Here is a 23,673-nt window from a genome sequence, read left to right as displayed (position 1 = left end):
ATCAGAGTTGTTGGTTTTTATAAAAAATAATTATAATTTTTTAAGAGTTTTTTTTGTCTTTAGTATAATGAGTTGGGTTTTATTATTTGGTTCGATTTTTAATTTCATTTTAAATAATTGAATTTAAACGTAAGGTGTAATAGATTTAAAAAGTGATAGTCAATTGGTTAAGTAAATTTACCCAAAGGAGTATGTTAATCTATACCTAGTATATATTTATTAATGTTTTTGTTATGTTGTGAAAAATTGTTATGGTTGTATTTGAAATAATTTAGCTGTATTAGTAAGGCTGAAATAACTGAAAAATCTAATAATCAAAGTCGAGATGCAGAATGATTTTAAAGAAAATTATTCGATTTTTGGTAATCACATTGTTATCGAGTTTAGCCGCTTATAATTCGTCATCTGAGACGATGAGTAAACATGAACAAGAAATGAATGAATCTGATTATGTTATTAGCGTTGTGGCTGGCGACCCTAGTGAAAATTTAATTAATAGTAATGCTAAGTTTTTTTCACAATATAGTTCAGGTGCAAGTGTTGGATTTATACGACCAAACTTAAATGTAAATGAAGAAAGTAAACTAAAATTAAATTTAAAAGATGGATATGACCACACAGTTTTAGTTTTTAATAATTTAGAAAATTTGGTTTTTGTCTCAGATGCTAACTATCCAAAACAAGGCGTTACAGATATAGGTTTTGATATTAGTAATATAAAATCTAAAATAATTAATGAAAAAAGTAATTTTTTTTCTTATGAGAAAATTGTAAAGCAATTAAATAAAAATGGTTGGAAAGTCTTTTATTTCGAGTCTGAACCGAGAGTGTTTGGAAAACAATCATTTGAAGCCAATAATAAAATACCTAACTATCAGGGGAGTTTGGATGGGTTTTATTTGGATAGTGAGGAAAAATGGGAGAAGTATTCGAGTGCTTTAAAACGCCAGCCTCTTAGATTTTATAAAAATAATGTCATATTAACGATAAATTTTCGCAAATCTATTGATGAAGTAAAAATTCATTTGGATTTTATTACTTTTTTTTCTCACTATTTTTATCAATATGATGAGAAAATTAGAGATAAAGATTGGAAAGTGTTATTGAGTAAAGATTTAAATAAGTGGGAAAGTGAGAGACAAAGGACAGAAGTTAAAATGGAAAAACTAGGTTATGATATTAAAAAAGAATATCACAACCCAAATGTTTGGGATTTTTTAAAATAGAAAGACATAGATATAAATCATCGTTTTAATAATCTACATCTATGTAAGCAAACTTAAAAAACTATTAGCTTTGACATCGCTCTAACGATATTAAATCAATAAACCCGCCGAAGCGGGTTTATTGATTTACATATTTGGATAGTTTGGACCACCGCCACCCTCAGGTGTTACCCAAGTGATGTTCTGAGATGGATCTTTGATATCACAAGTCTTACAGTGAACACAGTTTGCAGCATTAATCTGGAAGCGCTTAGAACCATCATCATTTTCCATAATCTCGTAAACACCAGCAGGGCAGTAGCGTTGAGCTGGCTCATCCCATTTTGGTAAATTGACATTGACTGGAATCGAAGCATCCGTCAGCTTTAAGTGAGCAGGCTGATTCTCTTCATGTACGGTATTGGATACAAATACAGAAGATAAACGGTCAAAGGTTAATTTACCGTCTGGCTTTGGATAAGTGGGTTTAAATGTCGCAGCATCTACAGTTTTTAATGCACTAAAGTCCGGTGCAAGGTCATGTAGGGTAAATGGCACTTTAAAGATATTTTGATCGATAAAGTTAAATGCACCACCCATCCATAAACCGAATTTATGCATTGCTGGGCCAAAGTTACGTGAACGATGTAACTCTTCTTTTAACCAACTGTTGTTGAATTTGTCAGTATAGGCAGTCAATTCTTTAGCAAAGAAATCTTCGCCTTCAGCGACACGCGCAACCGCTAAATCACCACCTTTCTCATGACCGGCTTGGATTGCTTCAAATACAGCTTCACCACACAACATACCCGATTTCATCGCAGTATGAGAGCCTTTGATTTTAGCAAAGTTTAAGAAACCAGCATCATCACCAATTAAGCAACCGCCAGGGAAGGTCAGTTTAGGTAGAGAGTTTAGACCGCCTTTAACAACTGCACGTGCACCATAAGAAATACGTTTACCACCTTCAAGATATTGCTTGATTAGAGGATGTGTTTTCCAACGTTGCATTTCAGCAAAAGGATACATGTGTGGATTTTCATAAGATAAATCGACAATCATACCCAAGGTCACTTGGTTATTTTCAGCGTGATATAACCACCAGCCACCTGAAGAACCTGTTTCTGCCAAAGGCCAGCCTGAACCATGCATCACTAAACCTGGTTTATGTTTTGCAGGGTCGATTTCCCAAAGCTCTTTTATCCCGATACCGTAATGTTGCGGATCAGCATCTTGATCTAAGCTGTATTTTGCAATCAGACGTTTACCGAGATGTCCACGGCAACCTTCTGCAAAAATTGTGTATTTTGCATGAAGTTCATAGCCAGGAGTAAAGTTATGAGTAGGTTCACCATCTTTACCAATACCCATATCACCAGTTTGGATACCTTTTACAGAACCATCTTCATGATAAAGGATTTCTGAAGCAGCAAAGCCAGGGAAGATAGAAACTTCTAATTCTTCCGCTTTTTGACCTAACCAACGCACTACATTACCCAATGAAATAACATAGTTACCATCATTGTGCATGGTTTTAGGAACCATCCAATGCGGTGCTTCTTGTGACTTTTCAGCAGACATGAGGAAATAAGTTTTGTCCTCAGTCACAGGTACATTTAAAGGTGCACCTTGTTCTTTCCAGTCAGGGAAAAGTTCATTGATTGCACGAGGTTCAAGTACAGCACCAGAAAGGATATGCGCACCAACTTCAGAGCCTTTTTCAACCACACAGACGGAAAGGTCTGGAAGATTGTTTTCAAGAGCTAATTGACGAATTTTAATCGCAGCAGAAAGACCCGCAGGGCCTGCGCCTACGATCACTACGTCAAACTCCATCGATTCGCGTTCGATGTGTTCCATGTAGGACTCCTCATATTTCTAAGGGTGGCAACCGTGAGCATTTATTGGGAATTAATAAATCGGTGCTGCCATGAGTGTTCTAAAAATTCCGTGATACGAATTAATGCTCGTACCAATAATATATTTTGCGCTAGTATAGTTAGAAACCTTAATCTAGCCAATTGGCTGAGTCGTATTATTTTTAAGTCAGCAAGGCATAAACCATGGTAAATCAAAATAATTCAACATCAGCGGCTCAAAATCAGCCAGATTCTGATAATAAAAACTTAATGAGCATTGCACAATACTTAAAAGATGTACAGGCGGGTCACAAAAGGTCAATACCCCCTTTAGAGCAGTGGCAGCCAAAGCATTGTGGTAAAATGGATTTGACGGTAAAAGCCAATGGAGAATGGTGGCACGAAGGTCAATTGATCAAACGCCAAGCGCTTTTAGACCTGTTTACAAAAGTACTTTGGAAAGAAGACGGAAAGTTCTATTTAAAAACCCCAGTTGAACAGATTGAAATTCAAGTTGAGGATGAACCTTTATTGGTCAATCAAGTTGATCAAGTGAATCTCGATGGACAGGTCTATCTACAAGTTACCACCACCAATCAAGACATTACACTGATTGATCCAGAACACCCTATTTTTATGCGTGAATATCAAGGTGAGTTAAGACCTTATGTACATGTTCGTTTCGGGATAAATGCCTTGATTCAACGTTCTGCTTTTTTCCATCTGATTGAATATGGGAAATTGCTTGAAAATGAGCAAGGAGATACCATTTTATCTTTAGAAAGTGGTGATTTTCACTTGCAATTAGGGACTTGAGGTTTAATCTTGTTAATTATTTTTACCGTATGCCAATAGTGGATCAAATGAGCGCGATTCTTCCTCTCTCTCCTCTAGAAAATCCAATGCCAAAAGCCTTGGCAGATGCCCCGATTGGTATTTTTGATTCAGGTATCGGTGGGCTTTCTATTGCACAGGAAATTGCCAATTATTTGCCAAATGAACGTATTGTTTATTATGCCGATACTGCACATGTCCCTTATGGCCCACGGACGGATCAAAATATTCGTGAATTAACTGCACAAGCAATTGAATGGTTATATCGTCAAGGTTGTAAAATCGCAGTTGTAGCATGTAATACCGCTTCAGCATTTAGTCTGGATTATTTACGTGATCATTATGGTGAAAACTTTCCTATTGTTGGACTGGTGCCTGCTTTAAAACCAGCAGTGCTACAAACCCAGTCTAAAGTAGTTTCAGTTTTGGCTACACCTGCCACTTTTCGTGGAAAATTGATCAAAGATGTGATGCAGCGTTTTGCAGAACCTGCCAATGTTGAAGTACTGACGATTACCAATCTTGAACTGGTTCCCTTGATTGAATCTGGACGTTATAACAGTTTGGAATGTAAACACAGCCTGCAAAAGGTTTTAGATCCAGTTATTGCAAAAGGTTCAGATTATTTGGTGTTGGGTTGCACTCATTACCCTTATTTAAAACAGAGTATTCAAGAATTATACGGTCCTCAGCTTAACTTAATTGATTCTGGATTGGCCGTTGCACGACAAACGGCGCGTATATTGTTAAAAAATGAGTTAATATCAAGCAGCTTGCAAGAAAAAGGGGTGCGTTTACAATGTTTTGTGAGTGGGGGAAATGCAAAACAATTAGAAAATGTCATCAAACATCTAATACAACCAAAAATTACATGGTCTGTAGAAAATATTGTTGAAAAACTCGGCTAATTCTTTCAATATTGAACAGATTTAATATATTTTCATAAGTGTAGGGCATATCAAACTTAAAGCTCATGGATGGATTTAAGTAGGGTGTGACAAGAATGGGTTAACCTATGCTCGATAAACGGTATCAAGTTTTTATTACAACATCTGGCAAAGAAATGCAGCCAGAACGGATGGTCGTGTCACAAACCCTTATAGGGATGGGGTTTTTTTCTTGGGGATTAGAACAACGGACACCATTAAGTACCGCATTTGCACGTCGTCAGATAGATGACTGTGATTACGTTTTATTGTTGTTGGGGAGTCAATATGGTGAGCAATCTGTTTCAGGGGTGAGTTATCTACATCTTGAATATATTTATGCGGTGACCAAACAGAAACCAATTATTGTATTTATGCATGAGAGTCCTGAATTTCGCGAACCGCATTTAAAAGAAGAAAGTACGCTGCTAAAAGAAAAGTTTAATGAATTTAGACATCAACTACAAAAAGAAGTTGAGCAAGTCGTTACTTATCGAACTTTACGAGATTTAGAACTTGCGGTACGTTCATATATGCCACAAATGCTAGAGCGCTATCCTGTTGTAGGGTGGGTAAGACCTCAGAATATTCAAGTCTTACAAGATGAGATTGATCGTTTAAAAGCAAAGTTGGCACATGTTTCCGTAGAGCAAGGGAAAAAAGAAGCAGATCCATTTTTAACTTTACCCAAAGTTTCATTGCATGAAGTGTTTAATTTTGATTATCGAATGCATGCCTATCAAGATGGTAATTTTAAAGAATTATCGCCAGTGCGTGAGATGACTTGGGCAGAGCTGTTAAAAATTTTATCGGTTGAATTTAGACAACCGACTTCTGAGGATTTTTTCTCTAAAGTCTTAAACGAATATTTGAATAATACGGGTTTAACCGACGCACAAGTGGTGATGCCACGTGCCCATGCTGTGTCTAGAGCGCAGATTAATGTGCGTTCCTTGCATACGATTAAGCAGCAAGTCCGTCAAAATGAATGGATCATCCCTGTGGGGCGTGATGATCGTCAGCGTATGCTATGGCAGATGACGGATAAATGCGTGAAACTGCTTGAAAGTTCACAACGTATTAGCAGTCGCTCTTCAATTTTTTAAGTTAAATAAATTGAGTGAGTTAAGATAAAAAATTTTGTTTAGATAAAGACTCTGTTAAGCTGATCATTCGAGATAAACTATTCTGTAAATCGGGTGAAAATGTCTTTATCTAAACCTAAAGTCCTGATTATTATTGCTAATTTAGGGACACCAGATGCGCCTACAGCTCCAGCTGTTCGGGCTTTTTTAAAGCAGTTTTTATCAGATCAGCGTGTCATCGAAATTCCCAAAATTTTATGGGCAATTATTTTAAATGCATTTGTTCTGCCTTTTCGACCAAAGCGTGTTGCCGAGGCTTATGCACAAGTCTGGTCAAATGATTCACCGATGCGTGAAATTCTATTTGAACAAGTTGGATCATTACAAAAAAAATTAATAAGTACCAATGCTGATTTAGATTTAGATATTGTGCCAGCAATGACCTATGGGCGACCGGGTATCGATGCTGTTTTGAATGATGCAAAAAACAAGCAGTATGATCATATTATTCTTTTTCCGTTATTTCCACAGTACTCGGCAACATCAACCGCCCCTTTATATGATGCCGTTGCACAATGGTTGTTAAAGCAACGCAATATTCCGGGTTTAAGTTTTATTCGAGATTATTATCAACACCCACTTTATATTCAGGCCTTAGCCAACAGTGTGCGTGACTATCAGCAGCAATATGGACAAGCCGCTAAACTGTTGATGTCTTTTCATGGGATCCCACAGCCTTATGCAGATAAAGGCGATCCTTATGCAGAGCGTTGTCGGATCACTGCACTTAAGGTGGCTCAGGCGTTGAATTTAAAAGACGACCAATGGGCGATCAGTTTCCAATCCCGTTTTGGAAAACAAGAATGGGTAAAACCGTATACCGATCAACTATTGCAAGAGTGGGCAGCGCAAGGTGTTGAGTCTGTTCAAGTGCTGAGCCCTGCATTTTCGGCAGATTGTTTAGAAACCCTGGAAGAGCTGGCGATTCAAAATGCTGAATTGTTTTTAAAAGCAGGTGGTCAACACTATGCTTACATTCCTGCATTAAATAGCCGTGCGGATCATATTGACTTATTTGAGCAACTTTTACAGACTCAATTGAATACACTCAAGTTTCATTTACAGGTATAGGGTTTTTTAGGAAAATTATCATGTTACAAGTCAAGATTGTACCCGTTACTGCATTCGCCCAAAATTGTTCTATTGTTTGGGATTCGGAAACCAAAGAAGCGGTATTGATTGATGCTGGTGGTGAGCCTGAGAAATTAAAACAAGAAGTTGAAGCATTAGGACTGACAGTCAAAGCATTGTGGTTAACACACGGTCATTTGGATCATGCTGGTGCGGTAGGTGCATTGGTCAAAGAATGGAATGTGCCTGTGATTGGTCCGCATAAAGAAGACCTGTTTTGGTTAGAAATGATTCAAGACGTATCTGCCCGTTATGGATTTCCAATTCCTGAGCCTGTTCATGTCAATCAATGGTTAGAGGGTGGCGAAAAGTTAAGCTTAGGGGATGAAGAGTTTGAAGTGCGTTTTGCACCAGGACATACACCAGGCCACGTCATTTTTTACAATGCCAAATATGGTGTGCTTTGGACAGGAGATGTACTGTTTAAAGGTTCAATTGGCCGTACTGACTTTCCAAAAGGCAACCATCAACAGCTCTTAGATTCAATTCAGCGTGAATGTTTTACCCTGCCTGATGAAACTCAATTTATTTCAGGGCATGGTCCAATGAGTACCATTGGTTTTGAAAAGCAACACAATCCTTTTGTAGCAAGTAAAGCGGGTTAAGTATTCGCTGTCTGGCTTTATAGTAGAAATAAGAAATGAAAAATGGTGAAGTAATCAATATTTTACTCACCATTTTTGTTTTAAATGTATATTTTATTAATGATTCAACATTTAGTAAGAATCTGTAATAGTAACGTGAATGATCTGAGTGAAAACAGTTCATAGAACGATGCTGTTTATGCTCATCTTTAAATAACTCCTGCAAAAGTCATTCATTCCATCATTGAAATAATATGCGTGGAGAATGAGAAAATTAAATTACTCAATAATAGTGTTAAATTGATTTAAATCACCGCTCCTTTACCATTTCCAATTTGATTAATAAGATGACTATTGCAAATAGAATTCCAATTGCGATAAAAGAAAAATCGAGTGCATATACTCCAATAAAAGTAAAAAATGCACATAAAATCAATAAAATAGTGATAAATATTTTTAAACCTATAAACATTTAAATGCTCCTTGTTTTATCATGGCTGAAAACTAATCAAACTTTTATTATGTTTAAAGTATGAAATAAACCTGTGGTATCAGATCCAAAGTCTTATGAAAAATGAATGCTTACTGTGAAGTTTTAATATAAAGTTTCTTTAGTGTATTGTTATAATTAAGTAAGTTCAAGATCAGCCAGTAAAATGATAAAAATCTAGGAAAGCTTACGAATCCTCTGCTTGCGGTGCGTCTTCTGTGGGTAGGGTATATTCATCATTGGCCCATGCACCTAAATCAATCAGTTTGCAACGCTCAGAGCAAAATGGACGGGATTCATTACCTTCCCATGTAGAAGGCTCACCGCAGCGGGGGCAAGGAAAAGTTTTAGACATATGGAAATCCTCATTTAAAAAAGCAAAAACCGTAAAGAGTTGTTAAACTTGTGAACGATTTCTTGTTAGTTTGATCTGATTATGTCGATTCGTCAATTTCAAGCACAGCGTATGCATGCTCCTCGTGATTTTCAATGTATTGAAAATAACCCAATTTGTGTAGAAATTGGGGCAGGAAAGGGCAAACATGCCTTGCTCTTTTCTGAACAGCACCCTGAACTGAAATTGATTGCGATAGAAAGAACCCGTGAAAAATATATTGCAATGCAAAAACAGCATCAGTTGGAAGGTCAAACAAATTTAACCCCTATTCATGCTGATGCATTACCGTGGGTGGTGCATGCACTTTATCCCAATCAGGTACAACAGTTTTTTATTCTATATCCAAATCCAGAACCGCATAACCCTGCGCAACGCTGGTTAAATATGCCTTTTTTTGAATTTCTGATTTCCAGATTATCTCCAAATGGCAGCATCACTTTAGCCAGTAATATTCCTGAATATATTGCTGAAGCAGAACAGCAACTAAAAGATGTTTGGAAGCTGCCTTATGAAAAACAAACGATTGCATCAGATTCAGCACGTACCCATTTTGAAATTAAATATTTAGAACGTGGTGAATTGTGTCAGCAATTGATTATTACTAAACCTGAGCATTATCAAACCCGTTTTGATGAGGTCGGACCACGTCAGGGTAAAAGTGTTGAAAACTTATCAGAGCCGTCTGATGCCAATTAAGAAAATTGCCATTATTGGGGCAGGACCAGCAGGTTTAATGGCTGCAGATGTTTTAAGTCAATCTACAACTGATTATGAAGTTCATGTTTTTGAACAGAAACCTTCTGCTGCTCGTAAATTTTTGATGGCTGGAAAGACGGGGCTAAATATTTCCCATGCAGAAGCATTTGAACAATTTATTCAACGTTATGATCATGCGGAATGGTTAAGACCTTGGGTTGAAAAGTGGGATGCGACTTGGATTCAAAATTGGATGCATGGTTTAGGGATTGAATCCTATGTGGGCAGTTCAGGACGAATTTTCCCTGTAGAAATGAAGGCTGCGCCTTTGTTACGTGCTTGGTTAAAGCAATTGGCAGCGCAGCAAGTTCAATTTCATTATCGCCATCAAATAATAGATTTAAAGCAGCAACAACTCGAAATTCTTGATCTCAGGAACAATCAAGCACAGCTTTTGAATTTTGATGCGATTATTCTGGCTTGTGGTGCTGTGTCATGGTCACGTTTAGGCAGTGATGGTGCATGGCAAAAGTGGTTGCCTGCTTCTGAAATTGAGACATTTCAAGCGAGTAATGCTGGTGTGGTTCGGACATGGTCGAATTATATGCAACCTGTCTTTGGTCAGCCTCTTAAACGTGTAGACGCTTGGGTGGGGAGTTCTGCAAAGACACAAGGTGATATTGTGATTACCCATTATGGGCTAGAAAGTGGTCTCATCTATAAGCAGGGGCGATTATTACGTCAGTTGGTACAGCACAATCAACCGATGTCGATTTATTTAGACTTGTTACCTGATCAAACTGTTCAACAGCTTACACAGAAATTACAGCCGTCCAAAAAGCAATCCAGTACCAACATCTGGCGCAAAGCAGGTTTAGATGCAGCCAAGGCCAATCTGATTCGTGAATTGGTAGATAAATCAGTGTGGAACACTCCTGAAAAACTCGCACAACAGATTAAGCATTTAAAAATTGAGCTTGAGGGATTTCGTCCGATTGAAGAAGCGATCAGTTGTGCCGGTGGTGTAAAGCAAGCCGTATTAACACAGCATTTACAACTAAAATCCAATCCCCATGTATTTTGCTGTGGTGAAATGCTGGACTGGGATGCCCCGACAGGAGGATATTTATTGACTGCGTGTTTTGCGACAGGGCGTGCTGCGGGTGAGGGTGTACATCAATATCTCAATAGATGAGATTAGGCAAAAAAAATGATGGTGTTTTGATTAAAAATGCGACTTTTATGCTAGTTTGATGCTATTGCCAATAGCCTTTGAAATAGGGAGATTTTCTCAATGTCTGCTGAAAAAATATATACAGGAAGTTGTTTGTGTGACGGTATTCACTATGAGATTCATGGTGAAATTGGAGCGGTGATCGAGTGTCATTGCCAACGTTGTCGTAAAGCAAATGGCACAGCATTTGCGACCAATGCGCCAATTCAAAAAGCAGATTTTAAAATTACCAAAGGTGAGGAATTACTGAAAAAATTTGCATCGACAGCAACAACAACACGTTGTTTCTGCCAAGAATGTGGCTCACCGATCATCAGTATTAAAGCAGAGACACCAGATACCTATCGTTTAAGAATTGGAACTTTAGATACAGCTTTAGAACAGAAACCAACAATGCATATTTTTACTGCTTATAAAGCAGAGTGGGATACGATTTGTGACGGTTTACCTCAATATGATGAGCGTCCATAATCGTGTAGAAAGGGATCGAATAGATCCCTGACTTGATTGTATTGTTGTTATTTTGCAGTTAAAGCATCGCCTTCAAATTTGATGCCATTCCAACCATTTTGCATAAATTGGCGAATGTTTTGATGGTCTGTTGCATCAGGCGTTGCCAAAACAGCAGCATAATGCTCTGCAAATAGATTTAGCGTTTGTTGTTGATCTAAATCATTTAATTGTGCAAAAGAAAAAACTTTGGCACTGCCTTGGTTCTCTGTGGCAGCATTATACTGTTGACCATTTTGGAATGCAGTCGGGGTGTGGGTATAACGAGCTTCAATATGATTGATGACATCTGCAAATTTTGCATTGCCTGCTTGAAGTTGTTTCAATAATTCTTGAGTCATGATGTGAAAATTCCGTGTTAAATCGTGCCAATATCATAGCCTATGGTTAAATAATTCAGTAATGCTATTTAATATTTTGAGATGGGCCTTTCTTTAACCATATTTGCTAAAATAACAGCATCGAAATCCATAAAAATAGGTCGGTATGAATCGTCATAATATTAAAAATCAAGATTCAAACTTTATTTTGAGCCTGATCGGTCTTTTTGCTGAACGCCCATTATTATTAAAACTACGCCGTATCTTGATGGGTTTTATTCCTTTCCTACAGTTACAAAGTCAGGTCAAGAATATTGTGTATTTGTCGTGGTTGGTGGATATAGATCAAGTTCGTTCACGCTATCCACAGCCTATTCAGTTATGGGAAAAGCAAGGGAAAACGATTTTTACCATACTGACATATCAGCATGAACATTTTGGTTTTTCTTTTTTAGGTCCATTACGTAAATTGATGCCATCACCGAAACAAAGCAATTGGCGCTTTTATATTGCACCTACACAACAGGATAAAACGGTGATTTTCGAGCAAGTTGTGATTGACCAGCAGCTTTATGTTTTGAGTGGGCGTTTGGCAAGTGATGCGATGCCAGCACAATATGCAAAGAAATTTGTTCATCAAGTCGCTGAACAGCTGATTCAAACAGAACTCGAACTTGATCCAGTTTATCAATTATCCAGCACGGTTCAAATCAATACAGATCCGCGCTTGCCTGAGGCGTGGCAAAATTTATTCTCTTCATGGGATGAGGCCATTCAATATCTGGCTGAACAAGACCATGCATGGGTAGAATGGGTCGATCAACCTGAAAAACTATCACAAGGGGATATTGAAATGCCTTTTGATTTTAGTCAGGTTCTGCCTGCGCAAGTGCTTAATATTGCTTGCCCCTTGCTACAACAATGGGGTGTTCGTGAACAAGATGTATTTGCCTTTGTTGTGCCAACTTTGGACTTTTATGTCAGAAATGAGTTGCCACTTAAATTAGATCGTTAAGCTTCTCCATGTTAATCTGTGGATAACTATCCGCTTATACACAAGCTGCTTATAAACAAGCTGAGCTGTAAAAAATCGGATGGTGGGTAAATGCGTTTTTTAAAAAGTTTTAAGGATATCTAAACATGAATTGGCTATTGGTCGCATGCGGTGGGGCAATTGGTGCAAGTTTACGTTATGGTGCAGGGTTTATTATTTCTAAACCACATAGCCTATTCCCTTGGACAACATGGTCGATCAATATCTTGGGCTGTTTCTTGGCTGGGATTTTTTTTGCTTTTACCCAGCGCTATCCTATTTTACAGAATGAAACTCGATTATTTTTAATGGTTGGAATCCTCGGCGGTTTTACAACTTTTTCCAGTTTTGGTCTGGAAACATTCCAGCTGATTCGGCAGGGACAGTTTCCAATCGCTTTGGCTTATACTGTTTCTAGTGTGATCGTTGGTGTGATCTGTTTAGCGATTGGCTTTTATATTTTTCAAATGCTTTTATCCACAAAATAATGTCCAATATTCAAAATGAAAAAGCCTAAGCTGAGGGAAGCTTAGGCTTAGACACAACATACAGTTCAATTAACGTTTAAAACGGGCAAAGCGCTTATTGAAGTTGGCAATACGACCTTCATTGCTTGCCTGACGAATTTCACCTGTATAGAAAGGATGTGAAGCACTGGATATATCGAGTGTGACATAAGGATATTGTGTGCCTTCATATTCTTTGGTGTTTGTTGTCTTGATGGTGCTACCAATAACAAAGTATGCATTGGCATTGGTGTCATGAAATAACACTTGACGATATTCTGGGTGGATACCTTGGCGCATGGTTTTAACCTCTAATTATTTAAACATGGTGTAATGTTATAATATTACATTTAACTTGTAAAGTACCTCATTTGATACGTATTCATGTTGTATATCGAACTTGGAAAAAAGTGAGATAAAAAAGAAGCCTAAGCAGGAGGATCTGGCTTAGACTTCAAATATAAGTTTAATGTAAAGTTTTATCCTTAAAATTAGATGAAGTGCATAACGAAATTTTTTAAAATGAATGCATTGATCATGTCACTTTTAAATGAATTGGATGCAATCGACTTCAATAAAAAACATCAATAGAACTTAGTCTTGTAAAGGCACCAGCTCTTCAAAGAGATCTTTTAAATTATCATTGACTTTAAGTTGAATCAGATTCCAGTATTGTCCTGAAATCGTACGATTTACCATTAAAGTATCTGGCGATGGTTTGAATACATCCCAATACTTCAATGATTTTTTCACCAGTTTGATGCCATCATGATGTGCTGAATTTTCAGCAAAATCATAATGTGTAGTCAGTGGTCGTAATAAAATTTCAAGCCATGCCTCATACAATTCTACGGGAAACTTACCTTTTTCAGCTAACGCATCTAAAACCGTTAAATGCTCTTCAATTGTCACAATATCTTGTTTTCGTGCAGCTCTGACCAAGGCTTTAAAATGAGTAATGATTTCATTGGATAAGGTTTTTACACCGCCAAAGTCGTAAATGATCACACTGCCATCTTCACGGAAAGCAAAGTTGCCAGGATGAGGGTCGCAATGGAAACGTTTTAAGAAGAAAATTTGTTGACCCAATGCCAAGATTAAACGGCGACCAATTTCATTGCGCACAGATAAATCCCAAGTACTTGCAGTTTCAATACTTTCGCCCTTTTCAAGGCTTAGGGTTAAGATGCGACGACTCGAATAGTCTGTAAACACTTTGGGAATAATAATTTTTGTGTCCAAAGCTTGATGGAATGTTCTAAAAACTTGCAAGTTTTGTGCCTCAATTTCGTAATTGAGTTCTTCATGTAAACTGTCTTGAATCTCTTTAAATAAGCGATCTTGTAATTTTTTATCTACTTTTAAAACACCCATTAAGCGTAATGCCAAACGAACCTGTTTTAAGTCACTTTCACATGCTTCATCTACCCCAGGATATTGTACTTTGACCACAACTTCAGTGCCATTTTTTAACATGGCTTTGTGGACTTGACCAATAGATGCTGCTGCGAAGGGTTGTTCATCAAAATGCAGAAAGGTTTGATCAATCGGTTTGCCTAGCTCGCGTTCTACTTGTTGTTTAATTTCAGCAAATGGCATTGCAGGCGCTTGACGTTGCAATTTAGCAATTGCCCGTGCGACTTCAGGTGGAAAGATATCTTTATATTGCGAGGCGATTTGACCAACTTTCATCACAGCACCTTTCATTTCTCCTAAGGTATCTGCAATTTGAACACCAATATCTTGGAACAGCTTACTACGCGCTTCATTTTTTTGTTCTTCATCCGCATTAAAGTTACGAATTGAATTTGATACCGTTTTCGTCGCGATACTTGCAGTCATACTCGCAAGTTTCATAAAGCGGCGACCTGGGGTACTGGTACTTTTCGACATTCGTAACCATCCTTTAATTGGGATTAGACGTTTAATTCATTTTGATCATAGGCGACTATTGTTAAACTGCCTACTCTAATTTGTTAAGCGTTTGTTTCTACTTGGCTATTTTTAATCTTAAAATACCCAGCACGCTATCGGTTTCTTCTCAGGAGTTTTGGATTAAAATATTCTTCAATATTTTAATCGTTGTTGGATCATGAAAGTTTATCGTTATTTAACTGGTAAGGATGATGTGAATTTCTGTGCACGGGTCAGTAAAGCTTTAAATGACGGCTATGAGTTATATGGTTCTCCGACGATGACATTTAATGGGACTGATGTCATTGTCGGGCAAGCCATTGTAAAAGAGGTTGGCAATGAATCTGAGATGTCTGAAAAGTTTCAGCAAGCCTATCAGCTTCAATCTGAGTAAAATAAAGGACACTTATAAAAAATAATGCTGTATTTAAACAGCATTATTTTTAGGTAAACGCGTTAAATATAAACGTTTCTAATTTAAGCCTGACTCAACCTTTTATTGTTCATATACAGACGCGTCAATAATAAAACACAGGCAATGGTCAGTCCGATAATCAGTCCTGTCCATACCCCAGCGGCGCCCATATCGGTATAGCGTGCTAAATAAATCCCAACAGGGAAAGCGATGATCCAGTAGGCCAGCATGGTGATCCACATTGGGCCTTTGGTATCTTGCATTCCACGTAAACAACCCGCAGCACTGACTTGCCATGCATCCATAAGTTGGTAGCCAATCGCAAATAAAATTAAATATATTGCTGCTTGGGAAACATCATAGTCACTGGTATAAACGGACACAATTTGAGGGCGTAGAATTAACAGGAGTAACATGGTGATAAAGGCAAATAAGGTACTGGTCATTAATCCAACTTTCTGGACTTTACGCATCGCATACCAATTCTTTTCGCCAAAATAAGTCCCTGTACGAATGGTCAGCGCTAAAGCCAATGACATCGGAATCATAAACAATTGTGATGTTATGGATAAGGCAATTTGATGTGCTGCAACGGTAACTTCACCAAGCGGACTGAGTACAATTGCACCTGTACTGAAAATACTGACCTCAAAGAAAATCGCCAAACCAATTGGTAATCCCAGTTTGAGGATACGTTTAATCAGTACGCGGTCTATTTTCTCAAACATATTTAAGGGTTGTGTGGCTTGGTAGCGTTTGGCTTTTAAAATATAGATGCTAATCGTGATGAACATGATCCACTGCAACAAGGCTGTTGCAAAACCACAGCCAGCACTTCCCAAGTGTGGAATCGGCCCAATTCCATACATAAAAATAAAGTTCAGCGGAATTTGTACCACAAGCGCAACAAGGCTAATCACTGTGACAGGACGAGGGTAGCCTAAAGCTTCGGAATAGCCCCGCAATGTTGAATACATGGTAAAAGCAGGCATCCCAAAAGCAATCGCATGTAAGAACAAGCTGGCTTTAGGTAATAAAGATTCAGGCACACCAACCAAAGGCAACAATAAAGGAATGATCTGTAAAACCAGCATGCCAATAATACCCAGCAATAAGGCAACCCATAAAGACTGACGAACAATCGAAGGGATGTTTTCTGGGGTGCGTGCGCCGTTGGCTTCTGCCACTAAAGGCGTGGTTGCGATCATGATGCCACTAAACAGCAGCATGACTGGAATCCATAAACCTACACCAACAGCAATTGCGGCAAGATCTTCGGGAGACATATGCCCAGCCATAATGGTATCAATCAATCCAAAGCCTGCTGCAGCAAACTGAGTGATTAAAATTGGGAGCATTAAGTTAAAAAGTTGCTTTAATTCAAAGCGGGTAGTTGTGGCTTTTATCGATACAGACACAGTAAATACTCGTTTTAAATGTGCTTAGAAAATAGATTGGTTAGCGTTGTAGAGTGAGAAGCACACCTATAAAAATCACCACGCCACCTAAAAGACGTTGCCAGTTTACTGGCGTTTTATCTGTACCCAGTAGTCCAAATTGGTCAACGATCATCGACATTGCAATTTGTCCAAAAATGATTAAGCCTGACAGGGTTAAAAAACCCAGTTTCGGTGCAGTATAAATGCTCATACTGATTGCATAAACACCTAAGCAGCCACCTAGCCAAAGATACCAAGGTATCACCGCTAAACTTGAAAGGGTTGGTCTCTGTTCAGCTTGCACAATCACCAAAATAGCGAGCAATAGTGTACCAACTAAAAAGGATAAAAGGGCAGCTTGTAATGGCGAATGCAGATATTCGCGCAATTGAGTATTGATAGCGGTTTGAAAGGTCATGGCAATGCCAATACCCATGGTGAGTGGTAAAAGGAACAATAATTGACTCGATAATTTCAGCATTCTTCTTCATCTACTTTTATTGTTAATGTTCAGTCTAAAGCAAATTGATGACTTGTTCTAATCGGATGGTAGAAGTCATGTTAAAATAATCACTCTCTAAACTTGTTCTGAGCCTTCTTTGACTGATTTAACACCTCAAAATATACCTTTGTCGCTTTATATCCATATGCCGTGGTGTGTCCGTAAGTGTCCGTATTGTGACTTTAACTCACATGCTGTACCCGATGGGAAACTCTCTTTAGATTTAGAGCAAGAATATTTATTGGCACTGGTTGAAGATTTTAAAACCCAAGTGGATTTTGCTCAGGGACGTAAAATTTATAGTGTGTTTATTGGTGGTGGAACTCCGTCATTGATTTCTGCACAAGGTTATCAGTGGCTTTTTACCCAGTTAAAAGCTTTAGTCCCGTTTGAGCAGGATTGTGAAATTACTTTGGAAGCCAATCCAGGGACGGTTGAACATGATCCTTTTGCAGATTATTTAGATGTTGGAATTAATCGTTTATCGCTTGGGGTACAAAGTTTTAATCCTGATCATCTAACAAAGCTGGGCCGTATCCATTCCAATGATGATGCTGTTTCCGCCATTCAACATGCCAAACAAGCGGGTTTTCAACGGGTTAACGTAGATTTGATGCATGGTTTGCCAGAACAGACTTTAGAACAAGCCTTGTATGACTTAAAACTTGCAGTTGAAAATGGGGCAACCCATATTTCATGGTATCAATTGACCATTGAACCGAATACGGTTTTTTTCCGCACTCAACCTATTTTGCCTGTAGATGATGTTCTGGAAACCATTCAAGAACAGGGTGAGCAATATTTAAAGGCCAATGGCTTTATCAATTATGAAGTGTCTGCATGGCGTAAAGAAAAACCGTCATCACATAATTTAAATTATTGGCAATTTGGCGATTATTTAGCGATTGGGGCAGGAGCACATGGCAAAATTACCCAAGCTGATGGCGTATACCGTTTTCAAAAAACCCGTTTGCCTAAAGACTACTTAGCCAAAGTGCCGGCTGAACATTTGCAATTGAAACGTATTGAAAAACAAGACATGCCTTTTGAATTTATGATGAATGCTTTACGTTTAAATGAGGGTGTTCATGCCCAAATGTATCCTGAACGTACAGGATTGAATTTGTCTGATTTAGATCAGGTGATTGGTTCATTAAAACAGCGTAAATTGATGTTGAATGATGAAACACAGTTGGCGTGTACAGCGCAAGGTCATGTATTTTTAAATTCTGTGCTGGAAGAGTTTCTATAAATCTACAGCACAACAATTTAGCTTTTGTTATGATCTGACTTAAAACAATAATCTATTAAAAGTTAAGGTCATCACAATGAATAAGTTTCTAATCAGTATGTTATTTGCTGTGGCAAGCCTATCGCTGGCATATGCAAAAAACGTTGTCCCTCAATTTAGCGACTATCCTGTGAAAGCTGTGTATACAGGCAAGACCGCGAAACTTGATCTTTCAGATCCAAGTGCCAATATGTTTCGTACTCGACTAAGAGATGCATTAACACAAAAACCAGATTTTGCCGGTGAATATGTCACCACCATGTGGGGCTGTGGCGGGGGATGTAGAGTCTATTCTTTTGTCAATAAACGTACGGGTCAGCTTTTAGCGGATGGCTTTGGTGGTGAGGAACGGACTGAAGATGTGATTGCAACACGTTCAAACAGCCGTCTCTTAGTCACACAAGAAGAGCATATGGATCAAAACTATGCAGTGGATCAAGTAACTACACGTTTTTATGTGCTCGAAAAAAATCGATTTAAGTTGATTAAAACCATTACTCAACCCGCTTCTAAAACTCAATAGTAGGGGATGACAGAGTTTTTTGTTGGCTTTTAAACAGATCAATTTTTAAAAGCATTAAAGCGATTGCTTAAGGGCATCTTTAAGTTACGGGTTTTTAAGACTGTGATTTCGATAAAAGTGAATGAATATCACTATAGTGCAGCTTGCACTGTTATATCTTAAAAACAAAAGAGCGCCGTAGCGCTCTTTTGTTTTTTCAGAAATTTTAAATTTTAGTAATCAAAACTAAAGTGTTCTGCATCAAGTGCCATCATGGTACGAGATGGATTCACCATAGACTCAGCATGACCTTGTGAACGTGGTAATAATTGTTCAAAGTAGAAATCTGCAAGTTTGATTTTTGCTTTATAGAACTCAGGAACTTCAGCACCGTTACCAGACGCTAATTTTTCAGAAGCGACTGCTGCTTGTTGTGCCCAGTAGTAAGCCATCATTGCATAACCAGAGAACATCAAGAAATCGACAGAAGCAGACGATACGATTTCACGGTCTTTACGTGCTGCAAGCATGATACGAACAGTCAAAGCATTCCATTGCGCACAGATCTTGGTTAAATCCCATGCAAAACGACGCATATATTTGTTACGTGCATGTTGACCACAGAATTTCAAGATTTCAGCGGTGTATTCACGAACCACTTTACCTTTAGATGAAAGCAGCACTTTACGACCAATTAAATCAAGTGCTTGAATACCTGTTGTACCTTCATACAAAGTCGCGATACGCGCATCACGTGCAATTTGTTCCATGCCATGCTCTTTGATATAGCCATGACCACCAAACACTTGCATACCCAAATTCGCAGATTCAAGCCCCATTTCTGTTAAGAAACCTTTGAGAATCGGGGTGTAGAAACCAAGCTTATCATCATATTCTTCAAATTTTGCTTGATCACCTTGTAACATTGCATCGGTCATTTTATCTGCAAGCTGAGCTGCATGATAAATCATTGCACGACCGCCTTCTGCAAATGCTTTTTGAGTCAAAAGCATACGACGTACATCGGCATGGTGAATGATTGCGTCAGCCACTTTATCTGGTTCTTTTTTACCAGATAGGGCACGCATAGACATACGGTCTTTTGCGTATGGTAACGCACCTTGGAATGATAATTCCGCGTGAGCAAGGCCTTGTACAGCAGTACCTATACGCGCTGTGTTCATGAAGGTGAACATTGCATGTAAGCCTTTATTCACTTCACCAATCAAATAACCTGTTGCGCCATCAAAGTTCAATACTGCAGTTGCAGATGCACGAATCCCCATTTTGTGTTCAATAGAACCACAAGTCACAGGATTACGTTCACCCACTGTACCTTCAGCTGTAGGGATGAATTTAGGCACAATAAATAATGAAATACCTTTGGTACCTGCTGGTGCATCTGGAAGACGCGCAAGAACGATATGGATAATGTTTTCAGTTAAATCATGTTCACCGGCAGAGATGAAGATTTTTGTCCCTGTAATTGCATAAGTACCATCAGCATTAGGTTCAGCTTTAGTTTTTACTTGACCTAAGTCTGTACCACATTGTGGTTCAGTCAAACACATTGTTCCTGACCATGTACCTGCAGTCAGGTGTGGCATATAGGTATTTTTTTGTTCGTCTGTACCAAATTGCAAAATGGTATTCATACAACCCATGCTCAAACCTGGGTACATGGTGAATGACCAGTTTGCAGTCCCCATCATTTCAGATTTGATCAGGTTTAATGACATCGGCAAACCTTGGCCACCAAACTCTTCAGGATAAGACAGACCTTGCCAGCCACCTTGAATAAATTGGTTATAGGCTTCTTTAAAACCTTTTGGTGTCGTGACTTCACCATCTTTAAAATGACAACCTTCTTCGTCGCCAGATTGATTCAGTGGAGAAAGTACATTTTCACAAAAATCTGCAGCACCTTCTAAAATCATATCGACAGTATCAGCATCGGCATTTTCGCCAATTGATAGTGTTTTATAATGTGCAGAATAGTCAAAAACTTCATTCATTAAAAAACGTATGTCACGGAGCGGCGCTTTATATGCTGGCATGTGTTTAATCCTAATTTAAAAATAGTTTTGGATTTTCAATCTATAGCTTCATTATTCATAATCATATGGGAATTACATTGATAAGACTCTCTAAAAAAATTGTCAGAAATGCGAATTTGGTAGAAAAAGCACATGTGAATTTGTTGATTTTTTGATAGTCTTGTACACTTTGTTTTTTATTGTTTCCTTGTTATTTTTATTGTCATTATAATATTCAAGTGGGTAGAACTATCATGCATTTAAAAAAATTAACATTGTGTCTATTGGGTTTGAGTTTATCGGCATGTTCTACACATGTGATTAAAAGCAATGCTTTAAATGCAGATCAAGACGCTCCGCAACGCGCAATTCAAGGTTTGAATGCCTTGTATGAATATCCGAATTTTGATTATCGTGGACAAGTCAAGGTTCGACTTGATAGCGTTCAGAAAGCCAACGCAGCTGATACAAAGCAATTAGATCCTACAATTGAAAAAAAGGTCAATCAGTATCTAAGAGATCAAAAAATTAAATTAACCGATGCACAGAAAAAAGAACTTTATCAAGCAATTGCTAAGCAAGATTCTAAGTATTCAAATCGCTTTGTTGGTATGGGCGCAGATGTTGTACAAAATATCGTGAATGATTTACAGATTCGTTATGATGGAACTGTGAATTATCGTCAGAAAATGGCATCGTTTAACTTAGAAACGCAGTATAAAAAACCCAACCTTTCTGTGGAAATGCGTGTTCCTACAGTATTGGATCTCAATAATTATAAATTTTATACCCATATTTTTTCTTTAATGCCTTATTTGGCCAATTCACAAGATCAGAATAAATATGCCTATTATGATTTTTCTAAATACAAAGATGATATTGCCAAGGTGAATGGAAAAGCCTTGGTTGAGTTTCTTAAACAATCAGGCGCAACTTCTTATTTGATTGCTTCCCCGAATCAAATTGAAAATCTCGCGGTGAGTTCAGCTGAGAAGCAAGCGGGTATCGTCGAAAAAATCCGCTTAACTACCAGCATTGAAGAAATGTTTTTGCAAGGGCAATTGTATTCTACAGTGAATCGTCAATATTTCATGAATTCAGTGCTTGGATTGAGTCCTACAAATATTGCAAAACTCTTAGATACTGCTGGAGAAAGCCATTCAAGCGATGCTGCTAACGAGGCGGCACAAGCTGCAATGAAAGCAGTAGAAGAAGCTTCAGCGGGGATCAGTACTGATGATGCGGGTGTGGTTGATGCCGCTAGTGCCATGTATCAACTTTATAGTGCAGTCAATCGTCAATCTCATGAAGCGTCTGAAGAAGAGGTGGACGCTGTTTATGCAGATGCACAAGACGCGGCTAAAAAAGCAGTTGAAGATGATGAAGACTATGCCACTAGCCAAGCTTCTGATGTTGCCGATCAGGAAGATGATAGCGTTGAAGCTGAGTCTGAAGACGCATCAGCAGAGCGTCAGAAAATTTTAACTGAACAACAATGTGAAGATTTAACAAAAGCAAAAGCTAATCCACGTTTTGGTGATGTGGAATATTGTCAGTATCATTATGAAGTTGATGTTTTAAGTGCTGAACCAAAGGATGATGCATCTTCAGCCAGTAAAGCTTTACAGCAGCAAAGTAATGCAGCGCTTGTCAAAACCTTTACAGGCTATGCCAAAGACCAGTTGGTTGATGCTCAACAATTTAAACAATTGTGGAATCAACATCATACTGAAGTTGAAGCCAGTTTGCCGCCTAAAAACAAACGTAATCCTTTAATCGTCGATCTGACTTTAGATAACAACGGTCGGGCGGTAAAAGCAGATTATGATTTGGGTGTGGATTTTGATAAATTAAATCGTAAACTGAATGTTAAGATGGATATGCAATTCCTTAATTATGGAAATGCCAGCAAGATCGATCAGAGTGTTTTACAGCAAGCCAAACCATTTAAAGATATCTTTAAAGGCAGCATTATGGAGCAAGCTGTAGGCGGTATTGCGGGTGTTTCAGGTGATCATTCAGAACAAAAATACTTAACTTTAGATGAGCGTTTAGCACAGTTGGCTGAACAGGTGTTTGCACAAACGGGTTCCTATGAAAAAACCTATAAAGCCGTATTTATTGCCAAACTGACTGCAGAAAAACCTGAGCTAATCAAACAATATTCTGCTCAAGATTTACAAGAAATTGCGACGGTCTACGCTTATTCTTATTCTGATGAAGAGATTTACAATCCGAAAGGTCAGGCTTTAAAACAGATCCAAGCTTTACAGAAAAAGCATCATTTGGAAGACGACCACCAATATGATGATGGACTTGGAAATGCTGTTGATGAGATCGTGGCTAAAGTCTGGAAAGATAAACAAAGTGTTTTAGAAATTCAGAATTTAGTCAAAAAATACAAAACCACTGAAGCCGTTTTTGCGCAATATTATATGCAGAAGTTTGAAGCGGAAAATGAGATTGAAAAAGGGCAACGTGCTGACTTTATCAAAACAGCGAAGATTTTAGCCAAGTCTTATACTGCGTTTAAACGCAATAAATTTAACGATCAAGTTGTTGCTGGCTTAGATCAAGACGCGACTGAATTTATTGATTATGATTTATTTAAGCAAACCTATCAGATCTTGAGTGATGCCAAGTTAAAGTAATTGATCTTGGTGTTGTTAAAAAGAACCTCAATTGAGGTTCTTTTTTATGGATC

Annotated in this window: 23 protein-coding genes; 15 read left to right on the top strand and 8 right to left on the bottom strand. The window is 38.2% G+C overall.

Going from position 1 to position 23,673, the window contains the following annotated elements:
• Positions 1 to 434 precede the first annotated feature (434 nt).
• On the top strand, positions 435 to 1,226 hold the full coding sequence (locus tag GJV03_RS18960; protein ID WP_228722010.1) for a hypothetical protein: 792 nt from the start codon (positions 435 to 437) through the stop codon (positions 1,224 to 1,226).
• 126 nt (positions 1,227 to 1,352) lie between these two features.
• Here GJV03_RS18960 and GJV03_RS18955 read toward each other — a convergent pair whose 3' ends face one another.
• The gene (locus tag GJV03_RS18955) at positions 1,353 to 3,065 is read right to left on the bottom strand and encodes an electron transfer flavoprotein-ubiquinone oxidoreductase (protein ID WP_154130837.1); all 1,713 of its coding nucleotides are present in this window, start codon (positions 3,063 to 3,065) and stop codon (positions 1,353 to 1,355) included.
• Positions 3,066 to 3,268: 203 nt separating this feature from the next.
• Here GJV03_RS18955 and GJV03_RS18950 point away from each other — a divergent pair, with 203 nt between their 5' ends.
• The 5 genes from GJV03_RS18950 (at position 3,269) to GJV03_RS18930 (ending at position 7,705) form a co-directional block, all read left to right on the top strand.
• Entirely contained in the window at positions 3,269 to 3,880 is a 612-nt protein-coding gene (locus tag GJV03_RS18950) for a DUF1285 domain-containing protein (protein ID WP_154130836.1), read from the top strand.
• A 47-nt stretch (positions 3,881 to 3,927) separates the two neighbouring features.
• Positions 3,928 to 4,806 carry a glutamate racemase gene (gene murI, locus GJV03_RS18945; protein WP_035370572.1) on the top strand — a complete coding sequence of 293 codons (879 nt, stop codon included), beginning with the start codon at positions 3,928 to 3,930 and terminating at the stop codon, positions 4,804 to 4,806.
• A gap of 107 nt (positions 4,807 to 4,913) precedes the next feature.
• Positions 4,914 to 5,930 (top strand): DUF4062 domain-containing protein, encoded by a 1,017-nt coding sequence (locus GJV03_RS18940; RefSeq protein ID WP_004725578.1) that lies wholly within the window; start codon positions 4,914 to 4,916, stop codon positions 5,928 to 5,930.
• A gap of 99 nt (positions 5,931 to 6,029) precedes the next feature.
• Positions 6,030 to 7,040: a ferrochelatase gene (gene hemH / locus GJV03_RS18935; RefSeq protein ID WP_154130835.1), complete on the top strand. Its 1,011-nt coding sequence runs from the start codon at positions 6,030 to 6,032 to the stop codon at positions 7,038 to 7,040.
• 20 nt (positions 7,041 to 7,060) lie between these two features.
• Positions 7,061 to 7,705: an MBL fold metallo-hydrolase gene (locus GJV03_RS18930; RefSeq protein WP_004816786.1), complete on the top strand. Its 645-nt coding sequence runs from the start codon at positions 7,061 to 7,063 to the stop codon at positions 7,703 to 7,705.
• A 656-nt stretch (positions 7,706 to 8,361) separates the two neighbouring features.
• Here the strand turns inward: GJV03_RS18930 and GJV03_RS18925 are convergent.
• Positions 8,362 to 8,529, bottom strand: coding sequence for a DNA gyrase inhibitor YacG (locus GJV03_RS18925; RefSeq protein WP_105714601.1), 168 nt, complete (start codon positions 8,527 to 8,529; stop codon positions 8,362 to 8,364).
• Between the two features lie 75 nt (positions 8,530 to 8,604).
• Here GJV03_RS18925 and GJV03_RS18920 point away from each other — a divergent pair, with 75 nt between their 5' ends.
• The 3 genes from GJV03_RS18920 (at position 8,605) to GJV03_RS18910 (ending at position 10,972) form a co-directional block, all read left to right on the top strand.
• A complete protein-coding gene (locus GJV03_RS18920) occupies positions 8,605 to 9,267 on the top strand; it encodes an SAM-dependent methyltransferase (RefSeq protein WP_171501880.1) in 663 nt (220 codons plus the stop codon).
• Entirely contained in the window at positions 9,257 to 10,462 is a 1,206-nt protein-coding gene (locus tag GJV03_RS18915; RefSeq protein WP_154130833.1) for a TIGR03862 family flavoprotein, read from the top strand. The genes GJV03_RS18920 and GJV03_RS18915 overlap by 11 nt, the downstream gene beginning before the upstream one ends.
• Before the next feature lie 99 nt (positions 10,463 to 10,561).
• On the top strand, positions 10,562 to 10,972 hold the full coding sequence (locus tag GJV03_RS18910; RefSeq protein WP_004816796.1) for a GFA family protein: 411 nt from the start codon (positions 10,562 to 10,564) through the stop codon (positions 10,970 to 10,972).
• A 47-nt stretch (positions 10,973 to 11,019) separates the two neighbouring features.
• Here the strand turns inward: GJV03_RS18910 and GJV03_RS18905 are convergent, their stop codons facing one another.
• The gene (locus GJV03_RS18905) at positions 11,020 to 11,352 is read right to left on the bottom strand and encodes a HopJ type III effector protein (RefSeq protein WP_154130832.1); all 333 of its coding nucleotides are present in this window, start codon (positions 11,350 to 11,352) and stop codon (positions 11,020 to 11,022) included.
• Positions 11,353 to 11,497: 145 nt separating this feature from the next.
• Between GJV03_RS18905 and GJV03_RS18900 the strand changes: the two genes are divergently transcribed.
• Positions 11,498 to 12,346, top strand: a complete 849-nt coding sequence (locus GJV03_RS18900) for a DUF2071 domain-containing protein (RefSeq protein ID WP_154130831.1) — start codon at positions 11,498 to 11,500, stop codon at positions 12,344 to 12,346.
• A gap of 125 nt (positions 12,347 to 12,471) precedes the next feature.
• A complete protein-coding gene (gene crcB / locus GJV03_RS18895) occupies positions 12,472 to 12,852 on the top strand; it encodes a fluoride efflux transporter CrcB (RefSeq protein WP_034616430.1) in 381 nt (126 codons plus the stop codon).
• A 69-nt stretch (positions 12,853 to 12,921) separates the two neighbouring features.
• On the opposite strand, the gene GJV03_RS18890 is transcribed toward crcB, so the two are convergent.
• Both GJV03_RS18890 and GJV03_RS18885 read right to left on the bottom strand, forming a co-directional pair.
• Positions 12,922 to 13,170 carry a type B 50S ribosomal protein L31 gene (locus GJV03_RS18890; RefSeq protein WP_004816804.1) on the bottom strand — a complete coding sequence of 83 codons (249 nt, stop codon included), beginning with the start codon at positions 13,168 to 13,170 and terminating at the stop codon, positions 12,922 to 12,924.
• A gap of 294 nt (positions 13,171 to 13,464) precedes the next feature.
• A complete protein-coding gene (locus GJV03_RS18885) occupies positions 13,465 to 14,763 on the bottom strand; it encodes an AarF/ABC1/UbiB kinase family protein (RefSeq protein WP_004725597.1) in 1,299 nt (432 codons plus the stop codon).
• A gap of 199 nt (positions 14,764 to 14,962) precedes the next feature.
• Between GJV03_RS18885 and GJV03_RS18880 the strand changes: the two genes are divergently transcribed.
• A complete protein-coding gene (locus GJV03_RS18880) occupies positions 14,963 to 15,178 on the top strand; it encodes a DUF1737 domain-containing protein (protein WP_034616427.1) in 216 nt (71 codons plus the stop codon).
• Between the two features lie 83 nt (positions 15,179 to 15,261).
• On the opposite strand, the gene GJV03_RS18875 is transcribed toward GJV03_RS18880, so the two are convergent.
• Entirely contained in the window at positions 15,262 to 16,617 is a 1,356-nt protein-coding gene (locus GJV03_RS18875; protein ID WP_354666874.1) for an MATE family efflux transporter, read from the bottom strand.
• A 40-nt stretch (positions 16,618 to 16,657) separates the two neighbouring features.
• On the bottom strand, positions 16,658 to 17,119 hold the full coding sequence (locus tag GJV03_RS18870; protein WP_004725603.1) for a DMT family transporter: 462 nt from the start codon (positions 17,117 to 17,119) through the stop codon (positions 16,658 to 16,660).
• Between the two features lie 118 nt (positions 17,120 to 17,237).
• Here GJV03_RS18870 and hemW point away from each other — a divergent pair, with 118 nt between their 5' ends.
• Positions 17,238 to 18,392, top strand: coding sequence for a radical SAM family heme chaperone HemW (gene hemW, locus GJV03_RS18865; protein WP_105714595.1), 1,155 nt, complete (start codon positions 17,238 to 17,240; stop codon positions 18,390 to 18,392).
• Positions 18,393 to 18,468: 76 nt separating this feature from the next.
• Complete coding sequence (locus GJV03_RS18860) at positions 18,469 to 18,954, top strand: hypothetical protein (protein ID WP_154130830.1); 486 nt, start codon at positions 18,469 to 18,471, stop codon at positions 18,952 to 18,954.
• A gap of 212 nt (positions 18,955 to 19,166) precedes the next feature.
• Here the strand turns inward: GJV03_RS18860 and GJV03_RS18855 are convergent, their stop codons facing one another.
• On the bottom strand, positions 19,167 to 20,990 hold the full coding sequence (locus tag GJV03_RS18855; RefSeq protein ID WP_105714593.1) for an acyl-CoA dehydrogenase C-terminal domain-containing protein: 1,824 nt from the start codon (positions 20,988 to 20,990) through the stop codon (positions 19,167 to 19,169).
• A gap of 233 nt (positions 20,991 to 21,223) precedes the next feature.
• Between GJV03_RS18855 and GJV03_RS18850 the strand changes: the two genes are divergently transcribed.
• The gene (locus GJV03_RS18850; protein WP_105714592.1) at positions 21,224 to 23,620 is read left to right on the top strand and encodes a hypothetical protein; all 2,397 of its coding nucleotides are present in this window, start codon (positions 21,224 to 21,226) and stop codon (positions 23,618 to 23,620) included.
• Positions 23,621 to 23,673: the final 53 nt, after the last annotated feature.

The organism is Acinetobacter sp. RIT698, from assembly GCF_009668065.1.
Lineage (GTDB): Bacteria > Pseudomonadota > Gammaproteobacteria > Pseudomonadales > Moraxellaceae > Acinetobacter > Acinetobacter guillouiae.
This window is presented reverse-complemented; position numbering and strand designations above follow the sequence as displayed.

Excerpts from the sequence above, each read along its gene's own strand:
- GJV03_RS18890 (WP_004816804.1), bottom strand. The coding sequence starts at position 13,170 with ATGCGCCAAGGTATCCACCCAGAATATCGTCAAGTGTTATTTCATGAC.
- GJV03_RS18870 (WP_004725603.1), bottom strand. The coding sequence starts at position 17,119 with ATGCTGAAATTATCGAGTCAATTATTGTTCCTTTTACCACTCACCATG.
- GJV03_RS18855 (WP_105714593.1), bottom strand. The coding sequence starts at position 20,990 with ATGCCAGCATATAAAGCGCCGCTCCGTGACATACGTTTTTTAATGAAT.
- GJV03_RS18925 (WP_105714601.1), bottom strand. The coding sequence starts at position 8,529 with ATGTCTAAAACTTTTCCTTGCCCCCGCTGCGGTGAGCCTTCTACATGG.
- GJV03_RS18910 (WP_004816796.1), top strand. The coding sequence starts at position 10,562 with ATGTCTGCTGAAAAAATATATACAGGAAGTTGTTTGTGTGACGGTATT.
- GJV03_RS18880 (WP_034616427.1), top strand. The coding sequence starts at position 14,963 with ATGAAAGTTTATCGTTATTTAACTGGTAAGGATGATGTGAATTTCTGT.
- GJV03_RS18955 (WP_154130837.1), bottom strand. The coding sequence starts at position 3,065 with ATGGAACACATCGAACGCGAATCGATGGAGTTTGACGTAGTGATCGTA.
- GJV03_RS18850 (WP_105714592.1), top strand. The coding sequence starts at position 21,224 with ATGCATTTAAAAAAATTAACATTGTGTCTATTGGGTTTGAGTTTATCG.
- GJV03_RS18930 (WP_004816786.1), top strand. The coding sequence starts at position 7,061 with ATGTTACAAGTCAAGATTGTACCCGTTACTGCATTCGCCCAAAATTGT.
- GJV03_RS18960 (WP_228722010.1), top strand. The coding sequence starts at position 435 with ATGAATGAATCTGATTATGTTATTAGCGTTGTGGCTGGCGACCCTAGT.
- GJV03_RS18950 (WP_154130836.1), top strand. The coding sequence starts at position 3,269 with ATGGTAAATCAAAATAATTCAACATCAGCGGCTCAAAATCAGCCAGAT.
- GJV03_RS18885 (WP_004725597.1), bottom strand. The coding sequence starts at position 14,763 with ATGTCGAAAAGTACCAGTACCCCAGGTCGCCGCTTTATGAAACTTGCG.
- GJV03_RS18900 (WP_154130831.1), top strand. The coding sequence starts at position 11,498 with ATGAATCGTCATAATATTAAAAATCAAGATTCAAACTTTATTTTGAGC.
- crcB (WP_034616430.1), top strand. The coding sequence starts at position 12,472 with ATGAATTGGCTATTGGTCGCATGCGGTGGGGCAATTGGTGCAAGTTTA.
- hemH (WP_154130835.1), top strand. The coding sequence starts at position 6,030 with ATGTCTTTATCTAAACCTAAAGTCCTGATTATTATTGCTAATTTAGGG.
- GJV03_RS18915 (WP_154130833.1), top strand. The coding sequence starts at position 9,257 with ATGCCAATTAAGAAAATTGCCATTATTGGGGCAGGACCAGCAGGTTTA.
- GJV03_RS18860 (WP_154130830.1), top strand. The coding sequence starts at position 18,469 with ATGAATAAGTTTCTAATCAGTATGTTATTTGCTGTGGCAAGCCTATCG.
- GJV03_RS18940 (WP_004725578.1), top strand. The coding sequence starts at position 4,914 with ATGCTCGATAAACGGTATCAAGTTTTTATTACAACATCTGGCAAAGAA.
- GJV03_RS18905 (WP_154130832.1), bottom strand. The coding sequence starts at position 11,352 with ATGACTCAAGAATTATTGAAACAACTTCAAGCAGGCAATGCAAAATTT.
- murI (WP_035370572.1), top strand. The coding sequence starts at position 3,928 with ATGAGCGCGATTCTTCCTCTCTCTCCTCTAGAAAATCCAATGCCAAAA.